Here is a 14,485-nt window from a genome sequence, read left to right as displayed (position 1 = left end):
TTGCATGGCTGAGTTGCAACACGATATGGCTGAGCAAGTTTCATTGAACGTAGATGCTGCAGTTAAAAGTTTTAAAACACTCACTAGTGCGGTTAAGGCTAATACTGCTGAATGGCAAGCTAATGCTGCTGCGGCTAAACGAAACGGCGAAAGCCAAAAGTCTCAGCAGATTAAGATTGACGGGTTGAACAAATCAATAGAGTTGCAAAAAGCCAAATTAGACGATTTAAAAAAACAGCAAGCAGCTATTGACACGTCTACAGAAAAAGGGACTAAGCAATACTATGATTTAACAGCTCAAATTACTAAAACGAATGTCCAAATTGATAAGCAAACTGAGCAGCTCAACAAAGCAAAGTCTGGGATGTCCTATTACACGACTGGTCTCGCTGACTTACAAAAAAGCTATAGACAGGCTACTCAGTTGTCGCAGTCGTACATTACTAGGTTAGAAGCTGAGGGTAAAACAGCGGAAGCTAATCGAGCTAAACTAGATAGCTATAGTAATACTGTTGAACATTACACTAAGCAATTACAAATACAGCAGACAGAATTGTCTAAAGTTGCAGCAGCAAGCGGTAAAAATTCCGATGCATATCGGGAACAGGAAATACGTGTTAACAAAACCGCCACCAGCTTGGCAAATGCTAAAAAACAGATGGATGATTTATCGTCCAGTCTAGCAACGCCTAAACCAATGGGTTTTTTAGACAGAATCAAAGCACAGTTACATGGTACCGAAGATGCGGCCAAGGAAACTAAAACAAGTATCTCTGATATTGTTAAGGGTTCAGCAATTGGTACTGGCCTAACTAATATTGTCGGTAGTCTAAGCTCAACTTTAATTGATGCTGCCAAACAAGGTTTTAATCTAGCAAAAGCTGGAAAAGAAATCAGCGAAAACTGGGAACACATTGGAGTTTCTGAAGATGGTGTTAAGGAATTAACTGGTCAGATTGGTGAAATTCGTGGTGTCAGTGATGCCAGTGGTGCGGCTGTTACGAAACTGCAGACTAGTATATATGGTCTTACAAGTGGGAGCATTAAAGAAACTAAAGCTCTAACTAATGAGTTATATGCTTTTGGTAAAGCAGGTGGTGCTAGTGAAGATCAAATTGTGCAGATTGGCGGTAAGTTAACTCGTATTTTCTCAGCTGCAAAAGTTAATCTATCTAGTTTTAACAAAACGTTTGCAACTATGCCCGGTCTTAAAACTGCTATCCAAAAAGCTAGTGGCATGACCAAGGACGCCTTTAATGATGCATTAGCTAACGGCAAAATTAGCGGTGTACAAATGAAAAAGTACATGCTCGATGCGGCCAAGGGCTCTGGTGAAGCGTGGGCAAAGTTTGGCGAAACAACTGAAGGCAAGATTGCTAAGACTAAAGGTACCTGGACCAACTTTACTGCAGCCGTAATGAAACCGTTAGCTAATACGGCTCTAGATGGTTTAAGCAAAGGGTTGGACAAAATTATTGGCAAAAATGGCCAGTTAAATGCTACAGGTCAGCATATCCAGTCAATTGCTGGTGCCTTATCGCAAAATGTTGGTAAAGGACTAATAACAGCTATCGACTTTATCGCTAAGCACACAACTGCTGTCAAAGCAATGGGTGTAGCATTTGCAACGTACTTTGCAGTGTCCAAGTTTACTAAAATGGCCACAACAATGATTACATTTGTGACTGGGATTCAAAAAGTAATCACTGCGGTACGTGAGTGGACAGTTGTACAAAAGCTCTTAGATGTAGTAATGGCGGCTAATCCTATCGGCATAGCAGTTGCAGCAGTAGCTGCTCTAGCAGCCGGATTCGTCTTACTATATAAAAACTGTAAGCCATTTCGGAATTATATTAATGGCTTAGGTGCCCAAATTAAAAAGGCTTTTAGTGGCCTTCCCAGTGTCATTAAAAATGCCACTAAATTATTCACTAAGTTATATACAAGTGTTAAATCCACTTTCAATCGTTTAATTAAGTCGATTAAATCTGCATGGAACTCTATCACTAAAGGCTTCAACAACTTTAAAAAGTCTTTCAAGAAAAATTGGGATAAATTTTGGAATACTGTCCATGACTTCTTTAAAAAATCGTGGAAAGACATATTATCGGTTTTTAAAGATTGGGCAAAAGACATTGATGCTGGGCTAAAGTCTTTTAGTAGGAATTTCAAAAAAGGCTGGAATAGTCTGTGGGATGGTGTAGGTTCGATTTTCACTAAAGCCTGGAAGTCCATCAAAAACCTAGGCAAAAATGCTATGAACGGACTAATAGACATCGTCAATGGCGGCATTAATGCTATTGATAGTGTTATTCATGCATTTGGTGGCAGTAAACAGACCATCAAGCTACTTAGCCACGTAAAATTAGCTAGTGGTACAGATTCGATTTTAAAATCACTGTCACACCCAATAACTAAGCCAGTAATTGCGACATTAAACGATGGTAATGATAGTCCATCTACTGGCAATAGAGAAATGCTAGTAGATGATGCTGGTAATGCCGGTATTGTCCAGGGACGCAACACACAGATGTTGCTAACGCCTGGGATGCATGTGATTAATGCGCACGAAACTGCTATGTTTACTAGCTTTCTATCAGCATTTGGACATAAGCGCTATGCAAAAGGGACTGATTCAATTTTCGGACAGATTGGTAATGCGATTAACGGTGCTGTTAGTGGCATTGGCAATTGGATTTCAAAAACCGCAAATAATCTTAAAAAGTATTTTGACTTAGCTGTTAAAATCGTTTCTCATCCAATAAAGTACGTAGAAGGACTTTTTAAATGGACTAATCCTAAAAACGTCAATGGCGCTATGCAAGACCTAGCACATGGTGCATTTGATCATGCTCAAGATGCGGCTAAAGACTGGTGGTCAGCCCTTTGGCAAATGGCAGGTGGCAGTCTTAATGGCACTAGCTCCGCATTACTAAAAGCTGTCGAGAAGTATGGTTCAGGTCACAGATATGTCTGGGGTGCCTCTGGCCCAACAACATTTGATTGTTCCGGCTTAGTGCTATATGCGCTTAAAAAGGGCTTTGGCATAAACTATCCACACTATAGCGGTGCGCAATATTCGCAGACTGAACATATTAGCAAATCTCAAGCACATAGTGGTGACCTTGTATTTTGGGGCAAAGGTGGTTCTGAGCACGTTGGCGTGTATGCAGGCGGCAACAAATATTTCAGCGCACAGTCACCAAGTCAAGGGATACATATGAACACCTTAGACTCAGTAGTGGGCTACGGTGCGCCTAAATTTGGTCGAGTCCAAGGTCTAAAGCAAGATACTGATACTGCAAAAGCAACTACTGGGTTACAAAAATACATTAAAAATCAAGTCGGGAACGGCTTTTTTAGTTTTATCAGCAAGCTGGGCTCAATGTTCGGCGTCCAAGATGGTGGTGGCCAACCAAGTGGTTCACATAAGAACTGGTTAGCAGAAGCTGGCTTTAAACCAAGCGATTTTGGCTACATTACGTATATCGTGGATCATGAATCAGGTTGGAATCCAAAAGCTACTAATCCTAGTTCAGGAGCATACGGTCTACCTCAGTCATTACCAGGCAACAAAATGGCCGCTGCAGGTAGTGACTGGCGAACTAATCCGATTACGCAACTGCGATGGATGAAGAGTTACGTTAACAGCGCCTATGGTGGTGCTAGACAGGCATATCAGTTTTGGCTAAAAAATCATGCGTATGCTAATGGCGGTATAGTCAGCACATCTGGCATTTATCAGCTAGCAGAGCAGAATATGCCAGAAATGATTATCCCGTTGGATACTAGCAAACATAATAGGGCTACCCAGCTGCTAGACCAGACGACTAAGATTGTTAAGGGCAATGACGGCATCAAATCCGAAATTCAATCAGAAAAGATTAGTAATATGCTTAACACAATAATTGCATTGCTGGGGACTATTGCTAATTCGGATAAAGCTGACAAGATTATTGAGCTATTAAAGCTTGAAATTCAAAATCCGATTAAAGTTGACACTAAAGTCAATCTTGACGGTAAAACATTGGCAAGACAACTTGAAAAATATCAGGTAAGGAGACAGCAAGGAGGTCAAGCAGGTTATGCGTTCTAGTCAAAAGGGACAGATAATTTATCACAATCGCTCTAGTGCAGATTTTGGTATCTATTGTCAGACACCAATTACTATACCAACACCACAGCTAGATGTTACAGCTACACATATTAATGGCCGTAATGGTGACCTGCTGCAATCCTATGGATCTTTCAAAAACATTGATTTAACAATTAGCGTGACCATCTTTAAGCCAAAACAATACAAGAGCTTATATCAGCTGCAAAATGAAATAGTCGATTGGCTAACTGGCTTTGATTACAGTTACTTAAAATTTAGCGATAATCCTGATTGGGTGTTTGATGCGATTGTCAGCACACCACCTAGTCTTACACCGTTGTCTGAGGCTGTCGTTGAAGAGGAAATAACCGGCCAAATTGCATTTAACTGCAAACCGTTACTATTAGACACCAATAGCATACATTGGCAAGAAGTGCCCAACGCAGTAGTTAATACCCAGATAATGCCTGCTATACCTGATTGGCATATTGTTGGTACTGGGGACATTACACTAACTGTTAATGGTTCGTCCTACAAATTTAACAATGTGCAAAAAGATGTATATGTTGATGGCGATAATTGCCAAGCATATTCGATTAATGATAGCAATGAAAAAGTTAATCTAAACGCTGACGTACAATGGGAAAACAATGACGCGCCTATTTTAAATCCAGGTAAAAATACGATTAGTTTGACTGGAAATATATCTAAATTTGAGTACAAACCTAAATTTAGGAGGCTAGCATAATGGTTAAATATTTACGTTACCCTGTACTTTTTAAAAACGCTGCTGACAACATGACAACCAATGGCATTGGTGCATTAAGTGACGCGACAAAAGTACAGATTGTCCTATCAGCTAACGCTATACAGACACTGTCGATGGAATATCGTGCTGATGGAGCTTTTGCTAATGCAATTAAACCAGGCGAAGTAATATTAGCAGATGCAGCGCCTAATCTAATTCGGCAAAAGTTTAGAATCCTTGAAGCAAATGAAACTTTGGACAGCATTACTGTTCAAGCAGTCGGTATTGCTTCTGATTTTACTAATTTAGTTATTACCAAAGATATTAGCCTACCTAATATGTCGGCCAGTGAATGCTTTAGGGCATTGCAAGACGCAATGCCACCTCTTGGTAGCATACCTGGCGTGCAATTTATTACAGATATTACCGATTTAGCTAATATTAATTATACGGTTGAGCAAAACTCAGATATGAGTGCCATATTGATGGGCAATGATGCCGAAGGTGACGAGGCTACCCAGTCCATGCAGACACTGTACAAAGGAAATTGGGTTTTTGACAATTATAATTTTAAGCTACTAAGGGACCCTGGCAATTTTACCGGCGAGGTAATTAAGCATGGTCGTGATATGGGCTCGTTAGAAAACACTGACAATATTACGCAACTGTATACTGGCATTTTTCCTTATGCTAAATATACACCAACTCCTAAAAAGCCATTGCCAACCGACATGACACAAGCAGGAGATGAACTAGATGGCATGGGTACAGTGCAATATCTAGGTGCTGGAAATCTAACCACTTATGATAGTCCATATCCTGGGCACAATGTGGTTGGTTCTGTTCAGAACGGTCAACATTTACAGCTGATTAGGAAGGTAAGCAGTGGTAGTGACCCAGCTACAATGAACGATGATGATTGGTACATGCTAAGCGATAGCACTTGGGTAGACGGTAACTTTATCACGTTTGATAAAAGTGGAGATTATATTGTTAATGCTGGTAACGGCCAAGGCCATACTACAGCTGGTGCAGACTCAAAAGGAGTAATCTATAGCGAAAGTGGTACAGCTACTGTTGCTATTGATGTTATACACGTTTATAAATCGCCATTTCAGGGAAAAGACCATTATCGACTAGATTTTACTTTTAAAAAAGGCAACAAAATCAATTATCGCCATATTGCGATTGATGAAAACGGCAATAAATGGTATGAAGTTGGTGCTAATGAGTGGGTCTACGGGCCACACTTAAGCTTTAGCAAAAAGGAAAGCATTGTTTATCTTCCTGCAAGCGGTAAAACGTATGTCAAGAGTGGTGCAATTTGGTATAGTGCGCCTGGCACTATTCGGCAAAATGTAATTGCTGAAGGATATTACAATATCCTTGGCGAAGCTACCACACAGGGCAAAACTTTTTATAAATTGGCAACTAACAAGTGGGTTAATGCTACAGATTGCGATTTTAGTCATAAAAAAACCGCAAAACCTAAAAAGCCTGCGGATATTGTAAAAAATGAAGCCAGCAGTACCGGCAAAATTGCATTACGTGATAAGCCGGGTGGTACTATCATTGCTACCATACCTGCCAAACAGCAAGTACACGTTAATGCTACGGCAGATTCGAGTGGTGATAGTTGGAGTCAGATTACTTGGCAGGGCAAGACTGGGTGGGTCCTCAGCTCAAGCTTAGATTACTCAGCAGACGATGATGTGGAGCCTAATTGGGGTGCTGATAGTAGCTCAGATGATGATAATGATACAGATAATCAACCTGAGCAAGAAATATATGTAACATTACCAGACAGCATCATATTCGCTGACAACCAACTCGGTACGGAGTATAAAAAAATCAAGCCTGTTGACCTTAGCCAATACTGGGTCCCAGACAATGACAACGATACTGGTCAGCCAACTACTGCCGATATTGAGCAGCTTCAAAGTCTCGCCAATGCTTATATGCAAGAATATAGGATTGGTCAGCCAGACCCTTCTTGTACGCTAACAGAAAATGAAGTTGGCCAAATCGAACAAGCTAATCTCTACGATACAGTTGGTGTTGACTATCCTAATCTAGGGATACAGATATCTGCACGTGTTGTTAGCACTACATGGGATGCACTAGGTCACAGATATGTATCTAAAACCATTGGCAGTTTGCCAATTAATTACGAGCACCTGCTATTACAGACCGCCAATAACAACGCAAATTCTAAATTTGGCCGTGCAAGTAATAGACTTGATGCTCAAAATGACCTAGTTACATCAATCCATAAGGCTCTCAAGCAAGAAGGAGCAGACAGATTGGCAGCTGAGAAGAACATTGCAAAGCAAATAGGGATTATTAATGATGATTTTAATGGCTTAAAAGGTCGAGTTAATGAATTTGACCAAGACTTAGTTGAAATTAATCATCAGTTTGACGATGTACAAGATTGGATAGAATCAGGTGGGTCTACAGTTTTACAGTTTGTTGACGCAACTGGACTTCAGACATATAAAAATCCAACAGAAATACGGGCTATGAACGGTGACGGCTCATACATGCGTTTCAATAGTAATGGTTTAGAATATGTTAATTCGTATGGGTATGCCGATGCAGCTATAGATAGTAGGGGCAATATCATTGCTTCACATCTAACAGCGGACACCATCGAGGCTCTCAATGTTAAGGCATTCCAGCTAGAAGGCGCATTGTATTGCAAGACACCAGATGGCAGTATGGCAGTATATGTTGGAACAGATAGTCCTGGTCAACTGTACCCACAAAATGGTGGACATGCGATTTGGGTCAAATCGGATAATTACATATCAATGATGTCTTCAGGACAGTTTGAAGTCAGCAACGGTAGCAATGTTACTAGTATTGGTCCAACTAGCGGTGTAATTGGTGATAGTCCAATCGTGACTGAAAACAATATACGCTCATATGCAGGAAGATATTACACTACTGATTCAGAGGTACGATCTATTGTTAAAGATATGGTGCCGGCTAAGTATAGGAGTTAGGTGATTAGATGCAAAACGATGAAATTATTAACATTCTAGCCAGCAATATTGGTAATCAAGCTATAACTATTGCTAGATTGCAGACTGAGAATAGCCAGTTAAAGAAGCTTTTAATTGATGCGAATGACCAGCTCAAAAAGAAAAATAAGAAGGTGAAATCTAGTGAGCATACCGAATCTAACGTTACAGACTGATAAAAATAATACATCAGTTGACGCGGACAGAATAACTATCCGACAGTCTGAAAGTGGTCTAGTATTAACAGCTGATTTAATATCGGCTACTGGTGCGGCATATAATCTATCTGACTGTGCTGTGCTCTTTGGTGAGAACAAAGACGGTGGTAAGATGGTTTCCGATGATGCAGAGATCGTTGATGCAGCTGCTGGACGAATTAAATACAAACTAAACACGGCCGTTTATCAAGCTAGCGGTGAGGCGTGGTTTGAAATTACGGATACTGCCAACAAATTAATTGACACTACCACCAATTTTCATATTGAAGTAGTTAAGCAAGCTGACCTGCCCGTGGATAATGAAAACTATTGGTCACGTGCAGAGGCAATGCTAACACACGTGCAAGCATTTATGCAGAAGGTAGAAAATGACCTAAATGCCCAAATTAACAATGACAATAGCAAATTAACTGAGTTTATTGATAAATTCCAGAAACAAGTCGATAACTATTCAGAAATATTAACTAGTTATGATGCTAAATATAATCAGCTCGCAAATGATTGGAAAAATGAATTAGCCACAATTAATGCTAATGCTGATGCTGTCAACAAGCAGGCTACAGCCGATTTTAAAGCAGCCCAAAATGCTGCAGTTAAGCAAGCTAATGATGCCTTTGCCCAAAAGATTAACAGCCTACAGGCCGATTACTCAAGTTGGAAGACTGCAACAATTGCTGATTTTCAAAAACAAATTGATCAACTAAGTAAGAAACTAGCTGATGATGAGAAAAATCAGGCTAATTTGCAAAAAGCAATAGATGCTGCTAATACGGCTATCTCTAAAATCAACGATGTTGACTTTAACTTATATGCAAAAAAAGCAGACCTAGATAAAATCAACACATTGTCCAAGCCAACCAATGTCGATAGTAGCGTTAATCCCGATAGCTTAACTGAACCGGGAGTTTATTTTGCTCAAAACGGGTTTGGATTTGCTAAAGGCAATATACCAGATGGCTACCGTGCAGATGGTAAATCTTACATGGCAGTTCTACAGGGACAAAATCCAGGTTATGATGTCAATTACTTTCAGCAGTTTTTATTCCAGGGCACAAAATTTAATTTTGAATGCTGGTACAGAGCAGGTTATAAGTATAGTGCTACTACTTATTACACCGTTAGCTTCACTAATTTGAAAGACATATATGGGAGAGTGAAGCAAATTAGTGTTAATGGGGGTACAACTGTTGGACCAGATGATAAAGGGATAGTTAATATTTCTATCCCTAATCCAGATTTGCAGAAATATGTTCAAGCTGTTAATGGAAAAAAACCGGATAAAGATGGTGCTATCCAATTGCCAAATTTTGAAAATCCAGATTTTAAGTACGTTAAAAACGATACACTTGATGTCGATAAGTTTACGAGCCCCGGTATTTGCTACTTGATGGATGTAACATTAACATCATCTATCAATGCTAATGCCTTAGCTCAAGTACCAGGTAATTTAGATGGGAAAACTTATACTGGCTATCTAGTGGTATTTCAACATGATTCTGCGAATATTACACAGACATTGATGATATATACTGGCCGTGATAATCCAGATTTTACGATTAGCACAAGGTGCATCTATGGAACTAGTAACTATCGTCCCAATTTTCAACGTCTAGCAACAAGTTTAGATTTACAAAACATACAAGGCCAAATCACTAGTATTGCCCAAAATTCAATGAAATCGTGGAGCGGTACATTAGCACAATATCAGGCATTAACTAGCTATGACCCTATGACGATGTACTTTATAATTTCTGACTACGAGGTGGTGATGAAATGACATTATCCAATGTTTTTATTGGTAAGAAAGTTGTGCAACAGATTTATCTTAACAACGCATTAATTTATCAAGCTAATGGGTGGCAGCCTTTACCTTGCACCCCACAAATTGTTTGGCAAAAGCAATGCGGTACTGGTATGTCACCTTACTCGTCTGCATTTGACTCAAAAAACAATTTGGTAATATCTTACTACTACAGCAATGCTTGTTGGTTGATGAAACTAGATCCTGATGGAAATGTTCTTTTTAATAAAAAGATTGATACCGCTGATAACAGTCAATATGATATATATATAGATAATAATGATTACATTTATTGTATGACAACTTATACAGTGAGTTCGTATAATAATAAGACTATTGTTAGAAGATTAGACACTAATGGTACTCAGGTAAAATCATTTGATATATCTGCAGATTTAAGCAGATATGTGCCGTCATGTGTAACTTATGATGAAGATTATATATATGTATTTTGCAATATTGCTACTCCATCAATTTATACTTATGATCATTCAGGAGTTTTAAATACTTCAAAATCAGGGGTAACATACAATGGAACGTATCGCATAGCTGCTAATGGCAATAGTATATACATTGCAACTAGCTCTGGTGTATATAAAATACCAAAAAGTGGGATTGGCACTAGCACTAAAACTGGGACATTAGTTACAAATTTAATTGTTAATAAAATCTTTTTTGATCAATTTGATAACTTGTATTTTGCAAAACTAAATGATGCGTCTAATAATTTTTTTGGAAAATACTCTTTATCCAAAAAACAGTTATGTTGGCCGACAATTAAATTGTCAACAAACAGTTATATTATTGATGCATGTGTCGATTATCAATGCAATATTTATATTATTTATTACGATTACACAACAGGATATATGATTAAAAAATACAGTGCTGATGGTCAATTACAATGGTCAACCGATATGTATCATCCAACTAATAGTGCAAGTATAACGGCGGATATTAACGGTAACATCTATCAAATTGGCGATGGTCTTTACATTGAAAAATTAATTAATTTTGTTAAGAAAGGAAGCTAAAAATGGCAGAAGAAACAGCAAACTGGCAAGATAGCAATGGTGCTACTACACAGACATCTAGTGCTACAGAAAAAATGTATATTCAAGTCTATAAATCTACTGATGAGGTGCCCTGTGAAGTCTGGTTTGCACCGAAAAATGCAGAAATTAGGCAGCCTTTTACACTAACCCCACCTAATCCAGATTTTAAAAATCCAAAATTTGATTTTATTAATTATAGCTGGTTCGACCTAGGTACAGAGACACAGGCCCAAAAAATTGGTGCAATAGCCGATGCAGTTGATAATCTTAAAGAAAAAACTAAAGATGTGATTCAAAATAATGACGCTCTGCAGCAATCATTGGGAAGCATTAGTAAGAGCCAGCAGTCGCAGTCACAACAGTTAGCACAGATGCTGCAATTAATTGCACCTATGGTTGCCCAAAATGCTGGGGGTGCAAATAATGCTTAATCTTTTCAAAAACTTGGCCACACAGTTTTATACTGCTGGATTGTACAACAAAGAAATCATTAAATCATTTGTTAAATGCGGCTCATTAACTGCAAAAGATTATAACGATATTACAGGTGAAGATTATGCTACACAAACTAATGCATAATGCTAATAACAATTTTGACCAGTTACTAGCAGGGACGGCTATCATTGCGATAGGCGTCTCTTTGTTTATAGACCGTAACTATTTCTTCTGGCCGCCTGAATTGACCAAAGAAATGAACGATCAACGTTTAGACCTATTTATTATTATTTTAGGCATCGGACTCTTTGTATTGGCCATTACCGACAATAGAAGTAAAGCGTGGCAAGATACATTGCTGATATCATGCGGTGCTGTAATTTTTATGCTAGCGTGCACACAATTGTTGCATGCTTTTTTAGCAAATCAAATGCGAATGGCACACACTGTTATCGGTGACTTTATGATTTTTGCTCTTATCGTACGCTCGGCGTATAAAAATTAAGTGAGGTGGTTAGTTGCATGCAGGACGTTGACAACACTATTAGGGCAATTACGTACCTAGTTAGTGCAATTTCAACTTTAATCGGCGCAATTGCCACACTCCTTGCTGTTTTACACAAATCTAGCAAGCCGCCCAAGCAAAGCAATGATAAATTGCAGGCGGCAATTAAAGAACGTGATAATGAGCGCAACAAGCGGTTAAGACTTGAAAAAAAGTATGAAGAATTAAAAAAAAGAAAAGGACACTAGATAGTGCCCTTTTTAGTTTACAGTGAGAAGGTATAATTCTATGAAAATTAGCGAAATTCTAAATTTAGGTTATTATGGCTTAATTGCGATTGCAATTATTGCTTACAGTGCAATTAAACTTTACAGTTTAAAACACACTATCAAAAATCAATGGGTTGCACAAATCCCCGATTTGGCTGCCGCTTTTGTCCATGAAGCAGAAACAACTGGTGGTAATGGCACTGCCAAAATGGATATTGTTGTTACTAGTGTATGTAACATTCTTCGCAAAAGAGGTGTCAACATTACGCCTGATATCGAATCAGCTATCAAGGCCTTTGCTGAGAAGGAAGTTGCTAAGATTAACAGCAGTCCGGCTCAATCCGTACCTGTGCAAGCTAATGATGATGCACAATCGGTAGAAGATTTTGATGAGAATAAGGTAATTGACTCTGCAGATAACACTGGAGCTGATGCTAATGCTTAATGTTATTGATGTCAGCAATAATAATGGTGGACTAAATGTCGCCAACATTAAGGCAGATGGTGTAATTGCTAAAGCTACAGAGAGCAGTAACTTTACTGATTCAACACTACCAACTTTTATGGCTCAATCAAAAACTACTGGTAAATTAACAGGAGTCTACCATTTTGCACGCCCTGGGAGCTGGAAGGTTCAAGCCGACTTTTTCCTGCGAACAGTAAAACCATATCTCAATAACTCTATTATTGTGCTTGATTACGAGAGTACAGTAGTAACATATGGTGGCGTACAATGGGCACTCAACTGGTTGGATTATGTATACAAACAAACCGGTATTAAACCAATGATTTACATGGGATTGTCGGATGAGAACTATTATAATTGGGCACCAGTTGCTAAAAAGTACGCACTATGGGTTGCACAATATAATGACATGGCACCACATTATGGTTTTCAGCCACGAAATCTATATGGTTCTGTTCGTCACTTTAAAAAAATGACCATGTTTCAATATTCAGCAAACGGCCGCTTGACTGGCTATAACGGGCCACTAGATTTGGATGTATATTATGGCTCAAAGTCTGATTGGTCTAAGCACCAAAAGAATAATACAGGAGATGAAAACAGATTAATGGAATGGCATGTTAAGGTACCAGTTACGGCATATGGTGGTTTTCTGGTGACAAAGAAAAAAGGTGCAACAATTTGGGCTGCACCTAATAACGATACAAAAGTCAGTATGCTTAAATACAATGAGCCAATCACTATTTTGGCGAAAGAACACGGCTTTTTTAAGACAAGTAAAGGGTACATTGATCCGCGTACTGGTGTGGCTAAACTAAATCCCTTGTTGGATAATCCAAATATCCACTCCGTGATTGAAGTAACTGGCAATGCTAAAGGTCATGCTGAAGCAGCTGGACCTATTACTGGCCGCAAATTCAAAAAAGGCAATAGATACAAAGCATACAAATTAAGCAAAGGCTATCTATTAATTGGTAGCGGTATTGATCGTTGGATTAATGGTCAAAAAGTCAAAATCATTCTATAATTTTAAAAAGCCACTTAGCAGTTAATTCTACTAAGTGGCTTTTTTTATATGCAATTTTATAAAACAAGTTCAATAATTATCAACGTTTGTTAGATTTAAAAGCCGTAGAATTGCGCTCTCAGCACTTAAAGCTAAAGCTGAAAATTAATAAACAAAAAAACTAAAAAAAGAAACTAAAATTTGAATTATTCTGAAAATAAAGGACAAGGCTTTTGTTTGCTGAGCATTTTTGAGACAACTTCTCCCTGTTTTAGCAGAGAGAAAAGAAGTTCAAAAATAAAAAAAGGCTTCTGCCCCTTCGCACCCCATCGTACAGCCACTCTACTTCTTAGTCAATTTAATGACCGACTAGCAACCTTGATTAAATTAATGCCCTTAATCTTAATGGCTGATAGCCCCGGACGTTTCAGTCCCATTAAACCACCGAACTTTTTTTAACCAAAATCTTTACAATTGGCGGTAAGTTCAAACCTCACCCAGTAATGCAGAGTAGCTGATTATACTGGGTGCGTGACTAGTTATTGAAGCGGCTAATCACGGTAACCTGTCCCTTTTACTGACTCCATCATAACCGGCTGTCGGCTTTCGAAAAAGTAAGACTATAATGGTCGTCATTGCCCTGTGTTTGTCCTCACAGTTTTTTAAAATCACAGCATTTACAGCAATGGCAATTTGCTGTATAATAAAGTCACAATTTGAGTTTATGTGGAGCTCCTCGACGCCAATCGAGCTGCTTTTTTTATTTAATTTAAAAAGTCATTAATTAATTAACCATGTGGTCTATTGATTGATGGCTTTTTCTATGCCTAATAATAAAGGCTTTTTGAGCAAAAATCAAG

The 14,485-nt window shown here is 38.6% G+C and carries 12 protein-coding genes; all 12 read left to right on the top strand.

Features of this window, described 5'->3' with window-relative positions:
- Window positions 1–4: 4 nt before the first annotated feature.
- From H3R25_RS08605 to H3R25_RS08550, 12 genes are read left to right on the top strand one after another with little or no spacing between them, the layout of a single operon-like run.
- Window positions 5–4,096: an NlpC/P60 family protein gene (locus tag H3R25_RS08605; protein WP_198195081.1), complete on the top strand. Its 4,092-nt coding sequence runs from the start codon at window positions 5–7 to the stop codon at window positions 4,094–4,096.
- The gene (locus tag H3R25_RS08600) at window positions 4,086–4,844 is read left to right on the top strand and encodes a phage tail domain-containing protein (RefSeq protein ID WP_198195079.1); all 759 of its coding nucleotides are present in this window, start codon (window positions 4,086–4,088) and stop codon (window positions 4,842–4,844) included. The genes H3R25_RS08605 and H3R25_RS08600 overlap by 11 nt, the downstream gene beginning before the upstream one ends.
- Window positions 4,844–7,852: a phage tail spike protein gene (locus H3R25_RS08595; protein ID WP_198195077.1), complete on the top strand. Its 3,009-nt coding sequence runs from the start codon at window positions 4,844–4,846 to the stop codon at window positions 7,850–7,852. The genes H3R25_RS08600 and H3R25_RS08595 overlap by 1 nt, the downstream gene beginning before the upstream one ends.
- Before the next feature lie 8 nt (window positions 7,853–7,860).
- A complete protein-coding gene (locus H3R25_RS08590; RefSeq protein ID WP_198195075.1) occupies window positions 7,861–8,046 on the top strand; it encodes a hypothetical protein in 186 nt (61 codons plus the stop codon).
- Window positions 8,015–9,865, top strand: a complete 1,851-nt coding sequence (locus H3R25_RS08585; protein WP_198195073.1) for a BppU family phage baseplate upper protein — start codon at window positions 8,015–8,017, stop codon at window positions 9,863–9,865. The genes H3R25_RS08590 and H3R25_RS08585 overlap by 32 nt, the downstream gene beginning before the upstream one ends.
- On the top strand, window positions 9,862–10,923 hold the full coding sequence (locus H3R25_RS08580; RefSeq protein ID WP_198195071.1) for a hypothetical protein: 1,062 nt from the start codon (window positions 9,862–9,864) through the stop codon (window positions 10,921–10,923). The genes H3R25_RS08585 and H3R25_RS08580 overlap by 4 nt, the downstream gene beginning before the upstream one ends.
- A 2-nt stretch (window positions 10,924–10,925) precedes the next feature.
- Window positions 10,926–11,375, top strand: coding sequence for a hypothetical protein (locus tag H3R25_RS08575; RefSeq protein ID WP_198195069.1), 450 nt, complete (start codon window positions 10,926–10,928; stop codon window positions 11,373–11,375).
- Window positions 11,368–11,523: an XkdX family protein gene (locus H3R25_RS08570; RefSeq protein ID WP_198195068.1), complete on the top strand. Its 156-nt coding sequence runs from the start codon at window positions 11,368–11,370 to the stop codon at window positions 11,521–11,523. Before H3R25_RS08575 ends, H3R25_RS08570 begins: the two co-directional genes overlap by 8 nt.
- Window positions 11,501–11,884, top strand: coding sequence for a hypothetical protein (locus H3R25_RS08565; protein WP_198195066.1), 384 nt, complete (start codon window positions 11,501–11,503; stop codon window positions 11,882–11,884). The genes H3R25_RS08570 and H3R25_RS08565 overlap by 23 nt, the downstream gene beginning before the upstream one ends.
- Before the next feature lie 17 nt (window positions 11,885–11,901).
- On the top strand, window positions 11,902–12,132 hold the full coding sequence (locus tag H3R25_RS08560; RefSeq protein ID WP_198195064.1) for a hypothetical protein: 231 nt from the start codon (window positions 11,902–11,904) through the stop codon (window positions 12,130–12,132).
- A 40-nt stretch (window positions 12,133–12,172) separates the two neighbouring features.
- Window positions 12,173–12,598 carry a phage holin, LLH family gene (locus H3R25_RS08555; RefSeq protein WP_198195062.1) on the top strand — a complete coding sequence of 142 codons (426 nt, stop codon included), beginning with the start codon at window positions 12,173–12,175 and terminating at the stop codon, window positions 12,596–12,598.
- Window positions 12,591–13,646 carry a GH25 family lysozyme gene (locus H3R25_RS08550; protein WP_198195060.1) on the top strand — a complete coding sequence of 352 codons (1,056 nt, stop codon included), beginning with the start codon at window positions 12,591–12,593 and terminating at the stop codon, window positions 13,644–13,646. Before H3R25_RS08555 ends, H3R25_RS08550 begins: the two co-directional genes overlap by 8 nt.
- Window positions 13,647–14,485: the final 839 nt, after the last annotated feature.

The sequence above is a fragment of the Lactobacillus sp. M0390 genome (genome assembly GCF_016102085.1).
GTDB lineage: Bacteria > Bacillota > Bacilli > Lactobacillales > Lactobacillaceae > Lactobacillus > Lactobacillus apis.
Note: the sequence above shows the minus strand (reverse complement) of the source record. Positions and strands in the feature narration are given on the sequence as shown.

Bases quoted from the DNA above. Each gene is read 5' to 3' on its own strand.
- H3R25_RS08600 (WP_198195079.1), top strand. From the start codon at position 4,086: ATGCGTTCTAGTCAAAAGGGACAGATAATTTATCACAATCGCTCTAGT.
- H3R25_RS08580 (WP_198195071.1), top strand. From the start codon at position 9,862: ATGACATTATCCAATGTTTTTATTGGTAAGAAAGTTGTGCAACAGATT.
- H3R25_RS08575 (WP_198195069.1), top strand. From the start codon at position 10,926: ATGGCAGAAGAAACAGCAAACTGGCAAGATAGCAATGGTGCTACTACA.
- H3R25_RS08590 (WP_198195075.1), top strand. From the start codon at position 7,861: ATGCAAAACGATGAAATTATTAACATTCTAGCCAGCAATATTGGTAAT.
- H3R25_RS08555 (WP_198195062.1), top strand. From the start codon at position 12,173: ATGAAAATTAGCGAAATTCTAAATTTAGGTTATTATGGCTTAATTGCG.
- H3R25_RS08605 (WP_198195081.1), top strand. From the start codon at position 5: ATGGCTGAGTTGCAACACGATATGGCTGAGCAAGTTTCATTGAACGTA.
- H3R25_RS08550 (WP_198195060.1), top strand. From the start codon at position 12,591: ATGCTTAATGTTATTGATGTCAGCAATAATAATGGTGGACTAAATGTC.
- H3R25_RS08595 (WP_198195077.1), top strand. From the start codon at position 4,844: ATGGTTAAATATTTACGTTACCCTGTACTTTTTAAAAACGCTGCTGAC.
- H3R25_RS08570 (WP_198195068.1), top strand. From the start codon at position 11,368: ATGCTTAATCTTTTCAAAAACTTGGCCACACAGTTTTATACTGCTGGA.
- H3R25_RS08565 (WP_198195066.1), top strand. From the start codon at position 11,501: ATGCTACACAAACTAATGCATAATGCTAATAACAATTTTGACCAGTTA.
- H3R25_RS08560 (WP_198195064.1), top strand. From the start codon at position 11,902: ATGCAGGACGTTGACAACACTATTAGGGCAATTACGTACCTAGTTAGT.